The sequence below is a fragment of the Nitrincola alkalilacustris genome (genome assembly GCF_008973755.1).
In the GTDB taxonomy this organism is placed as follows: Bacteria; Pseudomonadota; Gammaproteobacteria; order Pseudomonadales; family Balneatricaceae; genus Nitrincola; species Nitrincola alkalilacustris.
The window spans coordinates 449,680-469,272 of sequence record NZ_WBOM01000002.1 but is presented as its reverse complement, the minus strand read 5'-3'; the positions used below and the strand labels follow the sequence as shown (position 1 = coordinate 469,272).

The window sequence follows — 19,593 nt, the reverse complement described above, 5'->3', positions numbered from 1 at the left end:
CAATTGAGTTATTCATGGTGGTTTTCCAGTCTGCCGAGAGATTCAGTCTGTCGAGTAGTTCAGTCTATCGATAGGTCATCAGCATCACAGCGGGCCGATGCATAACACCGACCCGCTGGGAGATTAAGGTTTGAGACGATCAGGAACGCTCACACCAATCTCTTCGTAGTAACGAATGGCACCTGGGTGCAGTGGAATAGGTGTAGAAACCAGGCTGAATTCGATAGTGGTATCATTGGCAGCCGGGTGGATGGCACGCAGATCTTCAACGCGCTCGAACAGCAGCTTGGTAACCTGATAGGCCAGCTCTTCATCCATACCTGAGTTCACTGTCAGTACGTTGGGGATACCGACTGTTTCGGTCGCCTTATCAACCCCTTCATACATTCCAGCACTCAGCGTGTAAGGAGCAAATACCGGCTCAGCCATCTGTGCATTGGCAATTTCGCTCAGACTTAGGCTGATCAGAGTAATATCGCGAGTCGTTGCCAGGCTCAGAATTGAGCTGGTTGGTGGTCCAACACTCCAGAAGCCTGCATCGATATCACCATCACGCAGCGCATCAGCAGTCTCGTTGAAGTTCAGACGCTGAACCGAGAAGTCATCATAGCTAACACCATTGGACTCAAGCAGCGCACGCGCATTCAGCTCAGTACCACTACCTGGCGCACCAACAGAAACACGTTTGCCTTTCAGATCAGCCAGGGAGGTAATCCCGGAGTCTGCCAGTGTCACAATCTGAACCGCATTAGGATAGATCGACGCCAGCGCCAACACATCCAGCTTGCGGCCTTCAAACTGGCCCGTACCGTTGTATGCCTGATAAACAGTATCAGCCAGAGCCAATGCCATATCAGAATCTTCACGGTGAATCAGACCCATGTTTTCAACCGAGGCTCCGGTCACTTCAGCAACAGCGGAATAGCCATCGATATGACGACTGATCAGCTCAGCCAGACCACCACCGATTGGATAGTAGACACCGCCGGTACCACCGGTGGCGATAGAAAGGTTCTGTTGTGCCTGCACAGCTGAAACACTCACCATCAGGGCAGCAGCACAAAGCACTTTGCTTATACGACGCATTGGTTTTTCTCCACATTATTGTTGTAGTGCGTACATTGCGTACTCTATGTGTATAGCAAAGGATGTGCCAGAATACAAAGACTAATAATTACAATAGATTAAAGAAATAATGCCCATTCAATAAGCTAAATTTCGCCTACTCTAGAACCTTAATAGGCAAAATTCTGCTTATTGCCGGAAAAAGTAAAAAGGGGTCAGGTACTAAAAAGGGGTCAGGTACATTTATCGCTTTGCGATAAATGTACCTGACCCCTTTTCCCTTTTCTTTACTAGATGAAATCTTCACGGCGCAGGCCGTATTTCTGCATTTTCTGATTCAGGGTGCGACGTGGCAGGTCGAGGACTTCCATCACCTCTTTGATACTGCCTTTGTGATGGGCCAGTTCGGCGCTCAGCAGAGCTTTTTCGACCTGTTCAAGTCGGGCTGTCAGCGAGCCCTCTTCGCTGCTCGGTGCGAGGCGGTTGGTTGAACCGAGTTGCAGTAGTTCCTGGATCGAGATGTCGTTGAAGCTGTGTGTCAGCAGATAGCGCTCGGCCGTATGCTTGAGTTCGCGCACGTTGCCGGGCCATTCGTGCATCTCCAGTGCAACCAGATCCTCATAGCTCAGTTCCGGTGCCGGTAATTGGTTAGCCGCGGCAGCTTCGCGCAGGAAGTGGCCGAACAGCAACGGGATATCACCGGGGCGTTCACGCAAGGGGGGCAGATGGATATCGGCCACCATCAGCCGATAATAGAGATCCTCACGGAAGCGGCCAGCTGTGGCGGCCTGGCGCAGATCTTCTTTGGTTGCAGAGATGATGCGCACGTTCAATGAGATGGGTTTGCGCGAGCCGACGCGAGTGACTTCACGTTCCTGAAGCACGCGCAACAGCTTGATCTGAAACGCCATCGGCATGCTTTCTATCTCATCCAGAAACAGAATGCCGTTGTTGGCGGCCTCGAAGATACCCGGCTGGCTTTTCACTGCACCGGTAAATGAACCGGCTTCATGACCGAAAAGCTCACTTTCGAGCAGATTCTCGGGGATCGCAGCCACGTTGATCGCCACGAACGGGTGGTCGCGGCGGATACTCAACTTATGCAGGCTGCGAGCCACCCTCTCCTTCCCGGTGCCTGTTTCTCCGGCGATGATCACATCGGCATTGACCTGTGCCAGCCCTCTGATCTGCTGGCGCAAAACGCGGATCGAATCGGAATGGCCAATCACGAAATTTTCGAGACCATCGTCGGTGCTCTGCTGATGCTGTGGTGCCATCGCCAGTGTCACCTGACGCTGCTCGCAGGCGCGCTTGACCATATCCACCAAGCGATCAGGCTTGTAGGGCTTCTCGACAAAGTCATAGGCGCCAAGTTTCATCGCCTCGACTGCCTGTGAGATCCCGCCATGTCCGGTGATCAGAATGACAGGAATACGTTTGTCCACCGCTTTCAGCAGACTCATGCCATCCATGCCGGGCATGCGAATATCACTGATCACGATACCCGGATAATCGGGTTGCAGTATCTCCAATGCCTTGCGCGCATCGGAAAAGGGTTGTACCTGGATATCGGCCAGCATCAGCCACTGCTCCAGTGACTCCAGAGCAGCCGGGTCATCGTCGATGATCACAGCTTGCAGAGATGATCTCATGCACTTGCCTCAAAGGGTTGCGCCATCACGGCATTGAAGGTGAGTGAGAAGCAGGTCCCATTGGGTGGCTCGCTGCTGACGGTGAGTTCTGCGCCCATATCATGCGCCAGACTGTAACTGATCGCCAGCCCCATCCCTTCGCCGACTGACTTGGTGGTGAAAAACGGCTCGAACACCTTTGTCTGCAACTCCTTATCCATGCCCGGCCCATTGTCACCGATTTGCAGAGACACCCGGGCATCCTCCTGCTGGGTCAGACGGATAAAGATACGAGCATCGTCCCTATCTGCCAGTGCATCAATCGCGTTACTGAGCAGGTTGACCAGTATCTGCTCCAGCATCATCGCATTCGCCAGTACCCAGCGCTCCTCGCCCAGATCGATGCGACAGTCTATACCTGCCGCATCCAGGCGCGGCTGCAGTACATCCAGCGCATAATGCACCGGTGCATGCAGAGACGCCGGAGCACTTCCGGTGTTGCGTTTGCCGGAGAATATTCTGAGCTGGCGGGACAGGGCCGACAGACGTTCGGTCAGGCCATCCATTTTTTCCAGATTCTGCCTCACGATATCGGTACTGTTGCGCTCCAGCAGCACTCGGCTGCTGGCTGTGTAGTTCCGTAAAGCGGTGATCGGCTGGTTGATCTCATGCGCTATCGCGGATGACATGCGCCCAAGGGCGGCCAGTTTCTGATTCTGTGCCAGTGCTGCCTGCGCCTCTTTGAGGTCGCGGGTGCGCTCTTCTACACGTTGTTCCAGTACTTCATTGGCTTGCTGCAGCGCGCGCTGTGCTTCATGACGACGATGACGTTCACGGTAGTACAACAGCGCACCGGCAAACATCACGCCAAAAAGCAGTAGCAGCCCCTGCTTGAGACGCACCTGATAACGGATCTCGGACAGAGGCATCCGCAGGTGCATCTGCCAGGGGTAATCTCTGATCGTCGAGGCAAAGGCCAGTTGCTCGCCCTCATCCTGCAGATCAAACGCCTGCCATTGAGTACCCTGCCACTCATCCAGACGTGTCAGCTCCATCACCGGTGCAGTTCCGTACTGACGTGTCTGAGCCAGTTGATCCAGATACAGATCATCCAGCGGTCGCGTGGCATGATACTGCCAGCGCGGCGATGAGGAGAGGAAGATGATTCCCTCCTGATCCGTCACCCAGACCGAATCACCTGATGCCAGCCAGCTCTGCTCCAGTGGCCGCAGATCGATCTTGACGACTATCACCCCCAGAATATCACCCAGATCACTGTAGACGGGTGATGACAGAAACAGCCCCGGCTCACCCGAAGTCGCACCAACGGCAAAGTAAAACCCGGGTTGACCCGCCATCGCGGTGGTGAAATAGGGACGAAACGAGTAGTTACTGCCGACAAAGCTATGCACCGAGTCATAGTTGCTCGACCAGTGTGTCATGCCGGTCGTATCCATCAGAAAAATCTGATCCGACTGCGCTTCAAGATTGATGGACTGCAGCAGCACCGACAGGAACATCAACTCTTCCGCACCCGGGTTGTCCCCGGCGTCATTGGCCAGCGCACTGACGATACGAGGATCGGATGCCAGTATTCGCGGCAGATAGTGGTGGCGGTTTATCGTGGTGTCCAGCGAAGTTCGGTAGGCACCAAGTCGTTGCACCGAGCGTTCGGCCGTCTGGCTGATCTCAAGGGACATCATCCAGCGATCAGTCGCGGCCAGTAACAACACCAACAGCACGAAGCATCCCAGCAAAATGCTTGGCAGGTAACGATAACCGGGGCTAATGCCCGAAGGATAGGAGATGTTTGCCGTCATAGTGACCGTATCAGAGTAGTTTTTCGCCTGATCTCCGGGATAAAAGTCAGGCTACTGGGTAGTTCAAGTCTAATAGGTCACTCCTCAGAAGGGAACTGATGTGCCCCTCCCCTTGTATTCCCAGACACATGTATAGAAGCCCCTTGCTGGTGTCATGCACGCACGTCAACATTACCTTTACAGAGCTGGCATCATCCTCAGATAAGCCCCCATGCAGTATTCCAGCCAGCCACGCACATAATCACAGGCGTGACGCCCACTGCCCAGCACCTCATGATGACACCCACCGCCGCAGAGATAACGCGCCCAGCACTGATTGCAGGGCTGCTGCTGATGAACATGCCGCTGCGCCAGCCAGTCTGACTGTTTTGCAGCATCCACACCCTGCAGCAGAGTCCCCATCGCCCCGGCATCATCATCGACGAAGCGATGGCAGGCAAACAGATCACCCGTGGCTGACACACCCATATAACCCGCCCCCGCCCCGCAGGGATAGGGCCGATGCGTGCCCTTTTCCAGCTCACGCAGCGCATTGAGCAGGTTGGAGAAAGCATAACGCTGCCCCAGTTTTGAACGGCGCTCGAATTCATTTCCACAATCGATCATCTGCGCCAGCATCTCGGCCAGTGCCGCCTGGTCCATCTCATCCTGCCCGGTCGGTGAATTAAGCATCGGCGAAAAACCGACACTGTGAAAGCCCGCTTCCAGGAACCAGTCCAGCATCTCTCGCAACGCCAGATTACGCGGTGTCACGGTGACACGCGCCGACACCTGCATGCGCTGCTGACGATCCAGCAAGGGTTGCACACGCCGCATGATGCGATCGAAACTGCCCTGCCCGCCCTTGAAGGGACGCAGGGCATCATGCATATGCCCCACACCATCCAGACTCAGGGTTACGGCAAATCCATGATCCTCAAAGAAATCAGCATCGGCCTCTGTCAGCAGCGTGCCATTGGTGGTGATGGAGAATAGTGGCGTCAGCCCCTGTGCCTGAGCACGCTGATGGGCATGCTGGGTGGCTGCTATCAGTACATCACGGTTAACCAGCGGTTCTCCACCCATAAAGGCCAGATTGAAACGCCCCCCTGCCGGAGTCTGATCTATCAGCGTATCAACTGCCTGCAGCGCGGTTTCCAGCGACATGCTTTTGGCCGTGCCGCCGAAATCCCCCTGCTGGGCATAACAGTAGCTGCAGCCGAGGTTACACTTCTGTGCAATCGCCAGCGAGAAGGCATGCACGGGAAGATTATCCGGGGCCTGATCATTGATCATCGGCGCACCGTCGATACCGAGTCGTTTCAGCAGATCGGACTCCGTACCCTGATCCAGTGCTTGCAGCACCTGCTGCTCCAGCTCAGGATTCAGATCGAACAGACGACTGCCATTAACCACCAGCAGTTGCGCCTGATCACCATTGCGCCACAGATGCAGATCAGGTGATCGCGGCTGGGATGAGCGCATATGATCTGTCGCCGCCTGTACCGAGGGATCAACTGCCAGCGGGATGCGAGACGCCTCTGGATCAATCCCCGCTCGGGTCGTCTGCGACATCACGGCCTCCGATCTGGAACTTGAGCAAGGTCTCCCACTGGGTAAACAGCTCCTGATAGTTGATCATGCGATTATCCCGATAATCATCCACCACATACTGGCCGGTACGTTTTTTCTGCATCCAGTTATCACCATGGCTGGCGCCATCGGCAGACGGTTCGACATTGACATAATCAGGTCGACTGGAGGCCCAGTAATAGCAGACGCACTCACGGAAATCATTCTGCCAGGGTGAACAGAGCCCCTGCGTCAGTTCGCCGGGGCTGGCCAGGGCTTCATTGATAACCGTCGAGTCCTCCTCGAAAAAGTCACGTACTTTCAGCTTGCGTTTGATGGTCTGTTTTTTCGGGATATCGGCCAGCACCTGCCGATCCGGCATCTTCTCGCGCGTGAAACGACAGGAGAGATACTGCCCCTTGAACTTCCAGATATGCGACAGGGTATTGGACCACTCCAGATTGACGATGGAGTCGTTGCTGTCTGCCGATGGCAAAGGCCCTACGCTGTCGCCATCCGCTGCTGGTCCGGTCGCCTGTACCACCACCGGCCAGACCTGAATCCTGCCCTGCTCATCCGGGATCTCGATACTGAGCAGACGATGACCTTTCAGATCGGCATGCTCCCCCTCGGCCTCCAGCACGAAGTTGTCATGCTCCACCAGCGTGATCCCTTCGAAAGCCCGCTTCCAGACACTGCGGAAATCCAGCTCAAGACCCGGACAGCAGTTGCCGACCGATGAGGCGATATGGGCATTGACCGGGTTACCACGGCCACGATACATCAACTGCGCCGTCAGGTTGCGCGGTGTCAGTGCCGGCGCTGCCGGCGGCTCGGCAGGCTGGTCAAACATACCGCCCTGCCCGGCATGCTTGATCGTATCCAACTGGCGATAGGTCAATGCCAGATAGCAGGTATCGGCACCCGACATCAACGCCGGCATCTTGCGCCGCCCCTTATCGGTCAGATCGGCCGTTTCGGTCGGTTTGCGCATCAGGTCATAGAACCAGGGAGCCGCGCCACTGCTCAGGGTGGTGTAGAGCTGCTGATGCAGCGCTGTGATCGACAGGGTATCGATCGAATGAGGAGCCATGACCGGTGCATAGGGACGGTTGAAATCGCTGGAATCATCCGCCGGCATGGTATCGGCATGATTCGGCCGACCCTTGACCGTATCGCCATTAAGTACCGCGACATTCATGAAGCGCACCGTTTCGTAGGCACGGCGCACGATATCCAGAGACGCTTCAATCGGCACGCCATCCGGATTGTCCACACTCGGCCCCAGCAGTACCTGCAGCACGTCATCCTGCACCGTGCGCACAAACTCGGAGTCAGGCGCAAAAATCGGTGGCGCAGCACAGAAGCGCGCCTTGCTGCTGAAGACGATCCTCCCCTTGCTGTCCAGTAATTCCAGCGTGACGATGCCGTCACAGGCATCATCCAGATAGCCCCGTGCCGGTTGTGGATCATCGTAGTAGTTGAAATAGGGCGCCTTGCCGTAGGCAGCATAGAGCCCCTGCGAAAGGGTGTTCAGTGTCGGGTTGTCGTCACGGTATTTTCCGTTCCAGGTACCGCGCTCGCTGTCATACAGAATACGTTCCGGTGGAATATCGATATCAGAATAGGTCGGGCCGCCCATCGTCTGTGCATCAGGTCCGTCTGGTCGGTCGATCGGCGTACTGCCATAAACATCACCTGTACCGGGCGTGAAGCGCAGTCTTATCTCAGGATGCGCTGGTGTCGGCTTGATGAACTGAATTCTGCCCAGCGGGATATGCTTGCGCTTACCAGTTTCATCCTTGATGAAATGACGGCACTCACCCTTCAGTGGGTGCAACTGATGATCATCAATGTTTTTCAGTCGCGCCAGTACCTTGTCCTTTTCCTTGCGTGTGCGGCGATAGACCTTGAGATTACCAGCCTCGATCTGCCAGCGCACACTCAGCCCCATCTGTTCAATCAGATGGATATCCAGCGGCACCAGACGCTCCTCACCCGAGTCATCAACCACACTGGCAAACGCCTCGATAAACGGCGCCACTGGCCGAATCCGGTTACCGCTTTTGAACGCCGGTGGCTGGTCACTAGGGGGCAAAACGTCGGTGATCTCACCGCTCTCGGTATCAACAATAAAGGTTTCAGCACGGGTGATGCGCCGAAAATCCAGCGGTGCTTTGGGGTCGGTTTCAATTTGATAGTTATCCAGCGGTTCACTGGCTGAACCCAGCCGCGCAATCGCCATGGATGGCAGAAGACGAATATCAACCAGCTTCATGGTGCAACCTCCTCACTGACTCGCGCGGCTTCAAGTTGGGTATTCAGCCAATCTGCGCAGGCACGATCGGCATTGGCCTGAGTCTGTAGATACTCGGTTTCGCGTGGAGACAGATCGCCATTCTGCTCCAATGTCGCACGCAGGTTGGCACAGGCCTTGAGCATTTCCAGATACTGCAGCCAGCAACTGCTGGAGGTTTCCGGCAGTTCCAGCGTATAGGGCATCTGGAACGGAGGTCCGGCAGGTCGAAATGGCAGGTCAGGATCGGCATCCAGGGGCTGTCGTACCAGAATTTCAGAGATCGCCTTTAAGTTATACATTTCACCAAACGCTCTGTGTACCACCGCCTGATAGGTACCTGCGCCCTTGTTGGGATTAACCGCGCGCGCCAGTCGGAAGGAGTGGGCCAGAAAGGTCAGCAGCAGACGATAACGCAGATCAAACAACTGAGCCCATTTGACGCTCTCAGGATGTGTGATGCGGGTTGAGCGCCGTGCCATATCACCATCGGACTGATGAAGATTGGCAAAGGTGGTGGGATTGATCGGCAGTTCTCGTGCCGGTTGCGTCTCGCAACCCGATGGAAAGTGAGTGCTGAACTCATCATAGATATGCAGAAAACGTGCAAAGTGCGACTGCTCCTGTTCGGAATGAGGCGATTCACCTTGCTCTGCCACCTGCTGCAATGCATCGATCACATCATCACGGGTCGCCACCGGTACAATGATCAGATCCGCCGTGGTCGGACAGGTCCGGGCACCGCCAGGCATCCCCTGAAACTGGTTTTCATCGGCTGCCTCCTCCCCTGAGCGCTGACCATGATTGCAAGACCAGGCATCCCAACTCGCCTGCCAGGCATAGCTGGCAGCATTGAAGTCATCCTCAGACAGACGATCTGGATCCTGCAGAATACCCAGAATCACCTTGAACAGTGCCGCGACCGATTTCACCCCATCCGGTTTAGGCGGAACGGGTTGGGCCTGCAATCGGGACAGTATCGACTGCCGTAACCCCTCATGCCTTTCCTGCAGAACTGTGTGTACCTGCTCTGCCGCACCTGACAAACGGCCCTGCTCGCCCCAGCCGATCGGCGCTTCGGTATAGACATACTTGGCCAGCGAGTCCAGCGTCAGGGGTTCTAGCTCAAACGGAAAGGGGTAAAAGTCATGGTCCCAGGGGTAATCCTCGCGCTCCAGGCTGATTGCACCGCCCAGACAGGTAATCACATTCTGCACCGTGATCAGATGCCCCATCTCCTCCTTGGCGATGCTGAGCAGGGTCTGCTGCCAGCGCCGCACCATCGGGCGTATATCGGGCGGCACCTGCTCTCCACCGAGCGAGTAGGCAGCATAGAGATACTGCACCATCAGGGCATGCTCGATACCGGCATCGATACGCAGCAGCATCAGCAGATAATCGCGCCAGGTAAAATCATCGGGTTTACCGAGATTGGGATCGCTCTGTGCCGCTGTCAAAGCCTCAGCAAGGGCAGAGTTTGAGAAGGTGGCGAAAGAAGCGGTAGGAAAATTGGCCAGATGTTTGCTCATGGCAGAGGGCATCACGAAGTCTCCTTGTGCAGGCCAGAACCCGAACTGCTCGACATGAGAAGGATCTCTGACCAGATCAGGTGAACTATGTTATTTTTGTTGTGTGATGATCCTGCGCCAATCTTGAGACGATTTTATAAAGAGTGGCATAGCGGGATCGACCATAACCTTAGATGACACGATCACTTTGAGCAACAGTTTTGGGTAGCAGGTTCAGGTAACAGGCAAGCATGAATGAGTGATTATGCAAGAGTTGAGATAGGTGTGTTGGGTGGCGGGCCGGCAGGCAGTTGCGTTGCTCAGCGCCTTGCAGAGCTGGGACACGAGGTCTGGCTTATCGAACAGTCACTCTTTCCACGCCCGCATATCGGTGAATCGCTGACACCGGCCATCCTGCCACTGCTTGACCAGCTAGAGCTGCGTGAGATCATGGAGGAAGCGGGCTTCCTCCGTCCCCATCAGGCCATCATCCACTGGGGTGGTGAGTTACGTATTAAAACCTATGAGGGTGAGCCTGGGCTGCAGGTCGACCGAGGGCGGTTTGATCAGTTGCTGCTGGAGTCCGCTCGCGAGGCGGGTGTTGAGATACTGCAGCCGGTCCGTGTGACAAGTGCCATGCGTCTTGATGCCGGCGGATGGCAGCTGAACCTGAACCGTGCAGGGCGCACCGAGCTGCTTCAGTGTGAATATCTCATTGATGCCAGCGGACAGAGCGTGGTGGCGAACAAGCGCAAACGCCTGGGTGTCGCCACTCTAGCGCTCTATGGATACTGGAAGAACAGTGGCATGACTGGGCCGGAAAGCCGTGTGGAAGCCGCAGAAAACCTCTGGTTCTGGAGCGCTCCCCTGCCGGATAACCTCATCAATGCCTGTGTTTTTGTCGATCCTAAAACCTGCTCAGGTATTGGCAGGGATCATCTGGAAGGGTTTTATCGTCAACAGTTGCAAGGGTCCAGCCTGCTCGCTCCCTGTCTGAGCGGCACGCTTGTCGATAATCCGATGCCCCCTGTCAATCACTCACCAACAGGGCCGATCACCGCCTGCAACGCTAGCGCCAGCTACAGCGAATCGCCTGTCAGTGAAGATCTTATCAGAGTCGGAGATGCCTGCGTCACACTGGACCCCATCTCATCTCAGGGAGTGCAGTCTGCCATCAGCATGGCACTGCAGGCGGCAGTGGTGGTGCATACACAGCTCAGTTTATCTGAGCGAGGTGAGCTGGCGGCCGAGTTTTACCGACAGCGACAACAGGAAACCATCACGCGGCATCAGCGCTGGGCAAGCCGCTTCTATGCAGAGCAGGCAGCTGTCACAGCTTCTGAGTTCTGGCAGGCCCGCGCTGCAGGCCATGAGGCAGACGGAGCTTCTGATCTGACGATTTCCCCTGAAACGACCCCGCTGCCCCGAAACACACAACTGATGCTGCACCCGGCAGCCAGCTTCACGGCATTACCGATACTCAAGGGAGATCTCGTCACTTCAGCGAAGGCATTGAGCCATCCAAGTCTCGAGCGCCCAATCGCCTTTGTGGAGCACATTGAACTGGTGCCTCTGATAGAGCTGCTCACGACCGGCGATACGCTTGAAGACATAGTGGAAAAGTGGAGTCATCGAGTACCTGCTCAGAGCAGTCTTCGCATACTACACTGGTTATGGCAGCGCCGTCTGATACAAAGGAGCTCCGGTTACTGATTCCAGATCACGCGATTGCGCCCTAGATTCTTGGCCCGATAGAGTGACACATCGGCTTTGTTGAGCAGGGTGATGGGCTCTTCATGCTCATTCGGCATGAGTGTCGCACCACCGATACTGACACTCAGATAGGGACCTGCCTCAGAATAATCATGTGGTATCTTCAGATCGACAATCGCCTGACGCAACTTATCCATGATGCGCTCAGCATCCTGATGTGTGGTCTCAGGCAGCAGGATCACAAACTCCTCTCCACCATAACGCGCAACTCTGTCTCCCGGTCTTTTGATCTGGGCACGCATCGCTCTGGCGACCTGCCGTAACACCTTATCGCCACCGCCATGCCCGTAGTGGTCATTAAACTGCTTGAAATGATCCACATCCAGCATGGCCAACGACAGTGGCTGCTGGTTGCGCTGTGCCCGGCGCCACTCTTCATCAAGATTCTGCTCAAGACAGCGTCGATTATCGACATTTGTCAGGCCATCAAGATTTGCCAGCTCCTCAAGCAGCTTTCGCTGACTTACCATTCGCATATGATTATCGATTCTTGCTTTGACCAGCGATTTTCTGAAGGGTTTGGAGATGTAATCCGTCGCGCCCAGAACCAACCCCTTCTCCTCGTCCCGGTCGGTATCCAGTGCACTGATGAACACAACTGGAATATCCTGTGTCTGTGGGTTGCTTTTCAGCGTCACCAGCACCTGATAGCCATTTTCACCGGGCATGATGATATCCAGCAGAATCAGATCGGGTTGATGCTTGTTGACCATTTCAATAGCCTGCGATCCGTTCTTGGCCAGAATCACCCGGTAGTCATCACGCAGAATATCGGCCAGCAGTTTACGATTCAGCAGCTCATCATCCACTATCAGTACTTTCTGCTGTCTTTCCAATGGAGTACTGTTCATGTCAATAACTCTTCATGCAACTTGCTGGAAAGACTGGCAGTCAACTCAAGCGCCTGCTCATACTCAACATCATCGATATAATATTCCAGCCTTGCCAGCATGGAGGCAAAGGACTCACCTGGCAGGCACTTTAGTAACTCGGGCACTATCAGCTCGGCATTGGCATCATCTGCCAGCAGCTTCTCCTTGAGGCTACTCAACAACCCGGCAGCCTTCTCGGGATCGAAGGAAACGCCGCTGAACTCCTCAGGTGCCAGTGCCACCACCTCCTCCAGGCCCGACATCACCTCCTGCAAGGCGTCACTGAATACCGCTCGGGATCTGTCGACATCCGAACCACCACGTACAGACTGCTCCAGATTCCGAGCGCTGTCTGCAAGACGTTTAGCGCCAAAAAAGATAGCCAGTGGCTTGATGGTATGTGCCAGATCGCTGATCACTTTCGGTTCCAGGCCATCCAGCTTAAGTGGTAGATCATGATAGGTATGATAGAAATTTTTCAGCAGTTTCAGCAGCAAGGCATTGTCATAGCGGGCATGCTCAACGGCCTCATTCATATCGATACCGGGCAGACATCGAGGCAGATCAGGACCAGATGAGTGGATCTGCTGTGCTGTTTTTGCCAAGGTGTCAGAGGATACTGCCGTCCCGCCGCCCAACCATTTCACCAGCAGGGCATGAAGCTGATCCGCGCTGACTGGCTTGACCAGGTGATCATTCATCCCAGCCTCAAGACTCTTCTCTCTGTCGCCTGACATCGCATGTGCAGTCATCGCTATGATCGGCAGATCTCTGAAGCGTGGATCCGCACGCAGCAGACGAGTTGCCGTCAATCCATCCATTTCCGGCATCTGAATATCCATCAACACCAGTTGGTAGGATTTGGAATTCAACATATCCAGTGCCATCGCGCCGGTTTCGGCCGCATCCACCTCTACGCCAAACTCTTCCAGAAAAGACTCGGCAACCAGGCGGTTGATTGGATTATCTTCGACCAGCAATATACGCGCCCGGCTCATCAAATCATGACTATTCTCTGGCAAGACAGCACCCGGCTGACAGTCAGATCTGGGATCGACAGTCTCAAACTGCCTGCCATCTGACAGCGCAAACTCAGCAGTAAAGTGGAACTGGCTACCTTTACCTGGCTCGCTATCAGCCCAGATACGGCCATTCATCATCTCCACCAATTGCTTACAGATCGCCAGTCCCAATCCTGTACCACCATATTTACGCGTAATACTGCCATCAGCCTGAGAAAAAGCACTGAACAGATGCTTCATATCCTCTGCTTTCATGCCAATGCCGGTATCCTGAATCAGAAAGTGCAGCGTCACCTGATGATCATTTGTGCGCTCGCTCCAGACTTTTATCTGTACCTGTCCCTGCTCAGTAAATTTGACGGCATTATTCGCCAGATTGATCAGCACCTGCCCCAGCCTCAGAGGATCCCCTTTCAGATACAGTGGAACGTCCGGATCTATCTCATTGATGAATGTCAGCCCCTTACTCTCGACACGCAAGGCGATGACATGGGAGATGTTATCCAGCACTTCGTGCAGTTGGAAAGGCACCTCTTCCAGCATCAGCTTGCCCGCTTCGATCTTGGAGAAATCCAGTATGTCGTTGATGATACCCATCAGCAGATCCGCAGAAAGCTGGATTTTTTCCAGATACGCTCGCTGGTCCGGGTCCAGAGAGGTGTTCAATGTGAGACGGCTCAGCCCGATAATCGCATTCATCGGTGTCCGTATCTCGTGACTCATTCGAGCCAGAAAATCGGATTTGGCGTGATCCGCTTTTTTCGCCTCCTCTGTTGCCAGTTTCAACTGTTCGGTCCGCGCCTCGACCTTGCTCTCGAGTTCCAGCCCATAGCTCTGAATATCACTGGACATGCGCTGAAAAGTACGCGCCAGCAATCCGGTCTCATTGCCCTGTTTGAGCAATTGCGGCATGCCGTTAACACGGCTCAGATCATAGCGACCACTCGCGACATGATCGGATGCCAGCGCAAAAGTATTCAAGGGTGCAATTACCTTGCGACGGAACACCAGATACAACATGAACATCTCAACGATCAGTGAGATCAATCCCAGCCAGAGAATAAAGCGGGCGGTTTCCAACGCAACAGAGGTCAACAGAGATTTTGGATAAACCGTGACAAACAGCCAATCCGGCCCTGGCATGGGTGCAACGGCCAGTAATACATCATTATGTTGATCATCCAGCAGCATCACATCGCCAGATTGGCGCGATAGCCCCTGCATGATTCGTTGATACATGGAGGTAAGGGCAGGATCATTCAACTCTTCAATAAAGAGCCGGCCCTCAGCCTCGCGCAATGCATCGACCTTATCCGGGTGCGCGATCAGTCGCCCATCCCTGCGCAAAATAAAGTTGTAGGCACCCTCAAGACGATCATTAAAGACACGCTCAAAGAGATCATTCAGCAGGATATCATGGCCGAAATTGATCAAATGCTGGTCTACCAACACAACCGGCGTGATGTTGGAGACCATCCACTGATCAACCGTATAGTCATAATAGAGGCCGGTCCAGACTGTACCCCCCTCAGGATTATGCTCAGGGGCCGCCACGTAATACCACTCCTCCTGGGTAATATCGAACTCGGCCTCTGCCTCCAGCCCCCAAGGCACACCAGGCCAGTAACCCAGTACGACATTTTCCGGCATGGTGATGTAGAAATTGGGGAAGTCCTTACTCCAGGCCTCTCCAAAGCGTGAGATCAACCAGTAGGAGATCACCAGCCGATTACGAAACTCCAGTTCATCCATCGGCGCACCCAGTCCGACAAAACCTGAGATGGAGTGACTGCGACTTCCATCCCCTCGTATCACACCATCAAAGACCGCTTGCGGAATACGCACAGTGCCATCAGGGAAGTGTTGCCAGATACGATCAAAATCCAGCGATTCACTGGCGTGCTGGTCCTGCCAGTATTCAGTGAACACCGCTTTGGCGATGGTATGGTTACTCTCGGCTGAGCGAAAGATATCACTCTCTTTCTGTGCACGTTCAGAGATGTAATTGCGCAGGCCATCATCGTTGATGTCCTGCAGACTGGATACGATATGCCAGTAGCTGACCAGTGTGACAGCAATCACAACCAGCGTGATGCGCAGTGCAAACTGTAGTAGCGTGGATGCTGCCAGAGAGGTGGCAAAGTAGTTGGATACACGATTTAGGAGGGCTAAACGCATCCTGTATTCCTGGTCAGTGAGCGGATGATTCAAACATCGAAAAGAAGCCCATCACCTTTCCATATAAGCTCCCAGCGATATTAATTAAACATGCATGGGCATTCAATCGGAGTAATATCGAGAATAAACTCATTTTGTTACATGTACAATCACTAAGGCGACACATCGAAATCTAACAGCTCTAAATCACTGATTTGCAGCTCAGACTTGCCGGATCATCTTGTTTGAGAGTTGCTGCAGGCGAGGTGCGCCGACCAGAATCAGCACAAAGGCAACAGGCCAGGCAACGATAAACGCCTTCAACCATCGCAAAAGGAGGCCAGGCTCTAAGCCGGTGTTCACCAGTGTAATCACCAGCGTCATGATACTGACCATGTAAATAGACATCAGAAAGGTAAAGACCAGGCGGGTATAGCGGGGTGAGAAGAACATGAGATCTGTCCAATATCCGTAGAGTTGATAGACGACACACTACTCCGATTGGGCCAGCAAATACAAGACTGCAGGTGAAGCACATCCGGCCTCACCTGAGTGCTCTGAATGATCAAATGTGGTCATTCAGGTGCAGCCTGAAAGAATCTCAGCTCTTACTCATTTTACCCAGAGCGCTGTCGAGGGCACTGACCATTTTACGTGCAGCTCCCGTGACAACCTGATCCACCGTATCAGCCTGATCAGTGACCGATACTGGCTGCATGCCGGCAACCCTCACTTCAAGAAGACAACGCTTATCCATTGATGTGTCCTTACTGGCACTGTTCTCATCACTCAGATGAACCTCCACACGCGTGATATGGTTACTGAACCGGTCCAGTATACGCTCCAGCGTAGAGGCAACCTGCTGCTTCAACGCTTCGGTTCCTTCGATATTCTTATCCGTGTTGACTTGAATCTGCATGAAGTTTTCCTTTATTCAGTTATTGACTCAAAAAAAGCTTACCTCAGTTGACACCAAAAGGCGTCATCGCTGGCATTTGCTCCTGCATTGCCAGCATACAGCACATCCCTGTGCATAAAAAAGCAACTCCCTGTTCTGATACCCATGCAGCCCCTGAGTTCACCTGAAAGCCTGAAGAAAAAACAAGCCTTGAAGAAAAAAACCGGAGTCTGTAATGTTTGCCGCTATTTAATTCACGCCTGAAGGGATTTACTGAGTATGTTGCAGTGGAGTGAGTGGCTGGCGCTGGCCGGGATTTTTTTACTTGGGGCCATGTCACCGGGACCAAGCCTTGCGATCATCGTCAGGCACAGTGTGTTCGGTGGTCGACAACAGGGAATGATTGCGGCTCTGGCTCATGGTCTGGGGATCGGCATCTATGCAGCTCTGAGTGTGATCGGTATCGCCTCGGTCATGGTAGCGGTGCCGGCATTGGGATCAGTCATCCAGGCTGCCGGGGCTCTATTCCTGCTGTACCTCGCCACACAGGCGGGCCGCAGCGCCCTTCGCCCTGCCCCGGCAACGCTGCCCGAACCAACCACCTCGGGCAGAGCCTGGCGTGATGGTTTTCTGATCGCTTTTCTGAACCCGAAAGTGCCGCTGTTTTTTGTTGCCCTGTTCAGCCAGTTTTTTGAAGCAGATAATGCACTGGGTACCAAAGGGCTGATCGCACTGCTGGCGATGAGTATCGATACCTTGTGGTACCTGCTGGTGGCGTTGCTACTGTCAGCCACAGCCACTCGTCAGAAGTTTCTGACCTTTCGCCCCTGGATTGAAGGTACCTTTGCCATACTCCTCGCGCTGCTGGCACTGCGCATGCTGTGGCAGTTTCTGGAACAGACAGCTTGAAACCGGGTACTGGCTCCTGAAGGACCTTGCCTCAGGTTGCTGCCTGCTCACCAGAGGCCAGCGTATCAATCGAGGCCTGCCCACGTTTAGTAAGCTCCTGCATGCGTTTGATCTGCTCGGTCATGGCCGGCAGTGCCTTTTGTCGATAGCTGGACAGATCATCCAGTGCGCCGAGCATATCTTCAAAGGCCTGTTCCAGCACCTGCATATCCAGTTGCGCCGATGCCGCCTGTGTCTGAATATCCACCCCCTGCTGACGAAGCGCCTGAGCGGTGCCGGCGATCATATCGTTGGTGGTCTCATTCAAGGCATCGATATGATTCAGCACCAGTTTCTGATTGGCCAGAGCCAGCGCTACCGTAACCGCCACGCGCAGTGCCGACATGGTCACATTCAGGGCACGGTCCACTCCGCGGATCAGCTCGCGATTGTTACGGATAATCACCTCTACCGCCAGTATCCCCTGCTGACACACCGCCTGCTGTTGCTGCAGATCCAGGATCCGCTGCCGCAATGGGAAGATCAGCTCCTCCTCAATAAATGAAGTGGATTCAGTGCCTCCATCCTTTCGGGCAATATGCGACTGCAACGCTTCGTCAATCTTCATTCCCAGCGCTGCATGGCGCTGCAACGCCCCCAGCGAGGTCCGCATATCCTGCTGATCATGGCTTAAAGTGACATTATCTCGACTCAGCCTGTCACGGCCGGCCTCCAGCCCCTTGATCAGACGGTTCAGGGTATCCTGTGCGGTTTCAAAACGTTTGAAGTAACGCTGAACCGGAGTGGCCACGCCGGGAAGACGGCTCAGCAGGCCGCTTATCCCCTTGGCCTCTAGTGCCTGATGATCCGGCTTGAGCTGCTGCATCATGTTGCGCAGATCACTGAGGGCGCGGGCCACCTCGCTGGCGTCATTGCTCTGGCCAGCCAATTGCTCCATCGGCGTATTCAGCAGATTGGCCTGGCGCGCTGATTCGGTCTGAGCATTCAGCCCCAGTTGATCAATCTGGCTGCGCTGCACCTGTGGCGGTTGCGTGAACAGGGACTCAACAAAGCGCAGCGCTTCATCGCTCATCTGCTCCGGCTCGGGCGCTGCGCTGTTCAGATCCAGCTCCTTTTCAAGCTGTTCCGGTGAAGGTAGTGCGAGTGGCTCCATTATCGTGCCTTCCTTGATTGAGTGACATGTTCATATTGAGCAACACGTTGATTGAAACGATCCAGTTCTGCCATCACCTTATCGGCATCAGGAACACCCGGATCGGACGTTTGCAGCTGCATCAGCGCAATACTGGTGGTGTCCAGTGCCGTCAGCGCTGTTTCATTGTCGGCCTTGAGTTGATCCAAATGCCGGCGGCTTGTCTCGACCAGTGTCCAGCGTGCCTCAAGCGCCAGTCGCTCTTTGCCTATCAACGCTGAATCATCCAGTCGGCGCCGGATAAAGGCCGGATCCAGCGCGTTCAATTGCACCTGGAGCTCGACCATACGATCAAGCCGATGGATAACACTGCCATACACATCCTGAATCAACGTCTGTGAACGCTGCATCGCCAGCTCGCCCGATTCGAATCTTTGTGCGAGCAAGCTCTGCAGAGTGATGTATCGAGTATAGAACCTGTCCGGTTGAGCCAGATCCAGCGCCACCTTCCTGAGCTGCTCCTTACAGCGCTGCAGGGATCTGACAATCGGGTCATGCTGCTCTGCCGGATCATCCAGATCGAGACTCGCCGTCGACTGCTCCTTCAGATGGGCAGCTCGGTTCGCCTGGAGTTCAGCCTGCGCCTGTTGCTCGGCTTTTTTCAGGCGCCGCCTGTTCAGAAAGCCACGCACCCTGCGCTCAACCGGAACCCAGACAAACAACACACCCAGCCCCGCCAACCAGCCAGCCAGGCTCGGCCCGAAGCCCCCCCAGAGTGAGGTCAGGCCCAAAATAAAGCTGAGAAAGGGGATCACGAACAGATAGCGCTTGAACACGTTCAAACGATCGGCCCGATCATCCGGCAATACCAGCCCCGGATTGAATAGCCCCGTGATAAACCATGGACCACACATAAGAAACAGGCCTATGGCAAAGCCCTGCAGAAATGACAGCATGCG

Annotated in this window: 14 protein-coding genes; 2 read left to right on the top strand and 12 right to left on the bottom strand. The window is 54.6% G+C overall.

Features of this window, described 5'->3' with window-relative positions:
- Positions 1–123 precede the first annotated feature (123 nt).
- From F7R27_RS04985 to F7R27_RS04960, 6 genes are all read right to left on the bottom strand, one after another.
- Complete coding sequence (locus tag F7R27_RS04985) at positions 124–1,086, bottom strand: TAXI family TRAP transporter solute-binding subunit (RefSeq protein WP_151703107.1); 963 nt, start codon at positions 1,084–1,086, stop codon at positions 124–126.
- 269 nt (positions 1,087–1,355) lie between these two features.
- Positions 1,356–2,717 carry a sigma-54-dependent transcriptional regulator gene (locus F7R27_RS04980; RefSeq protein WP_151703106.1) on the bottom strand — a complete coding sequence of 454 codons (1,362 nt, stop codon included), beginning with the start codon at positions 2,715–2,717 and terminating at the stop codon, positions 1,356–1,358.
- On the bottom strand, positions 2,714–4,516 hold the full coding sequence (locus F7R27_RS04975; protein ID WP_151703105.1) for a sensor histidine kinase: 1,803 nt from the start codon (positions 4,514–4,516) through the stop codon (positions 2,714–2,716). The genes F7R27_RS04980 and F7R27_RS04975 overlap by 4 nt, the downstream gene beginning before the upstream one ends.
- A 177-nt stretch (positions 4,517–4,693) precedes the next feature.
- Positions 4,694–6,070, bottom strand: coding sequence for a radical SAM/SPASM domain-containing protein (locus F7R27_RS04970; RefSeq protein ID WP_206060377.1), 1,377 nt, complete (start codon positions 6,068–6,070; stop codon positions 4,694–4,696).
- The gene (locus F7R27_RS04965; protein WP_151703104.1) at positions 6,042–8,345 is read right to left on the bottom strand and encodes a hypothetical protein; all 2,304 of its coding nucleotides are present in this window, start codon (positions 8,343–8,345) and stop codon (positions 6,042–6,044) included. The genes F7R27_RS04970 and F7R27_RS04965 overlap by 29 nt, the downstream gene beginning before the upstream one ends.
- Entirely contained in the window at positions 8,342–9,904 is a 1,563-nt protein-coding gene (locus F7R27_RS04960) for a ferritin-like protein (RefSeq protein ID WP_240776244.1), read from the bottom strand. The genes F7R27_RS04965 and F7R27_RS04960 overlap by 4 nt, the downstream gene beginning before the upstream one ends.
- A 222-nt stretch (positions 9,905–10,126) precedes the next feature.
- On the opposite strand from F7R27_RS04960, the gene qhpG reads away from it, so the two are divergent.
- A complete protein-coding gene (gene qhpG, locus F7R27_RS04955) occupies positions 10,127–11,584 on the top strand; it encodes a flavin-dependent monooxygenase QhpG (protein ID WP_151703102.1) in 1,458 nt (485 codons plus the stop codon).
- On the opposite strand, the gene F7R27_RS04950 is transcribed toward qhpG, so the two are convergent.
- The 4 genes from F7R27_RS04950 to F7R27_RS04935 form a co-directional block, all read right to left on the bottom strand.
- A complete protein-coding gene (locus F7R27_RS04950; RefSeq protein ID WP_151703101.1) occupies positions 11,578–12,495 on the bottom strand; it encodes a GGDEF domain-containing response regulator in 918 nt (305 codons plus the stop codon). The genes qhpG and F7R27_RS04950 overlap by 7 nt on opposite strands.
- On the bottom strand, positions 12,492–15,716 hold the full coding sequence (locus F7R27_RS04945) for an ATP-binding protein (protein WP_151703100.1): 3,225 nt from the start codon (positions 15,714–15,716) through the stop codon (positions 12,492–12,494). Before F7R27_RS04945 ends, F7R27_RS04950 begins: the two co-directional genes overlap by 4 nt.
- A gap of 201 nt (positions 15,717–15,917) precedes the next feature.
- Entirely contained in the window at positions 15,918–16,148 is a 231-nt protein-coding gene (locus F7R27_RS04940) for a DUF2798 domain-containing protein (protein WP_151703099.1), read from the bottom strand.
- 148 nt (positions 16,149–16,296) lie between these two features.
- A complete protein-coding gene (locus tag F7R27_RS04935) occupies positions 16,297–16,614 on the bottom strand; it encodes an HPF/RaiA family ribosome-associated protein (RefSeq protein WP_151703098.1) in 318 nt (105 codons plus the stop codon).
- A gap of 258 nt (positions 16,615–16,872) precedes the next feature.
- Here F7R27_RS04935 and F7R27_RS04930 point away from each other — a divergent pair, with 258 nt between their 5' ends.
- Entirely contained in the window at positions 16,873–17,502 is a 630-nt protein-coding gene (locus F7R27_RS04930; protein WP_151703097.1) for a LysE family translocator, read from the top strand.
- A 31-nt stretch (positions 17,503–17,533) separates the two neighbouring features.
- On the opposite strand, the gene F7R27_RS04925 is transcribed toward F7R27_RS04930, so the two are convergent.
- Together F7R27_RS04925 and F7R27_RS04920 are read right to left on the bottom strand one after the other, a co-directional pair.
- Positions 17,534–18,655: a toxic anion resistance protein gene (locus F7R27_RS04925; protein WP_151703096.1), complete on the bottom strand. Its 1,122-nt coding sequence runs from the start codon at positions 18,653–18,655 to the stop codon at positions 17,534–17,536.
- Positions 18,655–19,590 carry a 6TM ABC transporter family protein gene (locus F7R27_RS04920; protein WP_151703095.1) on the bottom strand — a complete coding sequence of 312 codons (936 nt, stop codon included), beginning with the start codon at positions 19,588–19,590 and terminating at the stop codon, positions 18,655–18,657. Before F7R27_RS04920 ends, F7R27_RS04925 begins: the two co-directional genes overlap by 1 nt.
- Between the last annotated feature and the right edge of the window lie 3 nt (positions 19,591–19,593).

Coding starts and splice junctions, on each gene's coding strand:
- F7R27_RS04985 (WP_151703107.1), bottom strand. CDS start 1,086: ATGCGTCGTATAAGCAAAGTGCTTTGTGCTGCTGCCCTGATGGTGAGT.
- F7R27_RS04980 (WP_151703106.1), bottom strand. CDS start 2,717: ATGAGATCATCTCTGCAAGCTGTGATCATCGACGATGACCCGGCTGCT.
- F7R27_RS04975 (WP_151703105.1), bottom strand. CDS start 4,516: ATGACGGCAAACATCTCCTATCCTTCGGGCATTAGCCCCGGTTATCGT.
- F7R27_RS04970 (WP_206060377.1), bottom strand. CDS start 6,070: ATGTCGCAGACGACCCGAGCGGGGATTGATCCAGAGGCGTCTCGCATC.
- F7R27_RS04965 (WP_151703104.1), bottom strand. CDS start 8,345: ATGAAGCTGGTTGATATTCGTCTTCTGCCATCCATGGCGATTGCGCGG.
- F7R27_RS04960 (WP_240776244.1), bottom strand. CDS start 9,904: ATGCCCTCTGCCATGAGCAAACATCTGGCCAATTTTCCTACCGCTTCT.
- qhpG (WP_151703102.1), top strand. CDS start 10,127: ATGAGTGATTATGCAAGAGTTGAGATAGGTGTGTTGGGTGGCGGGCCG.
- F7R27_RS04950 (WP_151703101.1), bottom strand. CDS start 12,495: ATGAACAGTACTCCATTGGAAAGACAGCAGAAAGTACTGATAGTGGAT.
- F7R27_RS04945 (WP_151703100.1), bottom strand. CDS start 15,716: ATGCGTTTAGCCCTCCTAAATCGTGTATCCAACTACTTTGCCACCTCT.
- F7R27_RS04940 (WP_151703099.1), bottom strand. CDS start 16,148: ATGTTCTTCTCACCCCGCTATACCCGCCTGGTCTTTACCTTTCTGATG.
- F7R27_RS04935 (WP_151703098.1), bottom strand. CDS start 16,614: ATGCAGATTCAAGTCAACACGGATAAGAATATCGAAGGAACCGAAGCG.
- F7R27_RS04930 (WP_151703097.1), top strand. CDS start 16,873: ATGTTGCAGTGGAGTGAGTGGCTGGCGCTGGCCGGGATTTTTTTACTT.
- F7R27_RS04925 (WP_151703096.1), bottom strand. CDS start 18,655: ATGGAGCCACTCGCACTACCTTCACCGGAACAGCTTGAAAAGGAGCTG.
- F7R27_RS04920 (WP_151703095.1), bottom strand. CDS start 19,590: ATGCTGTCATTTCTGCAGGGCTTTGCCATAGGCCTGTTTCTTATGTGT.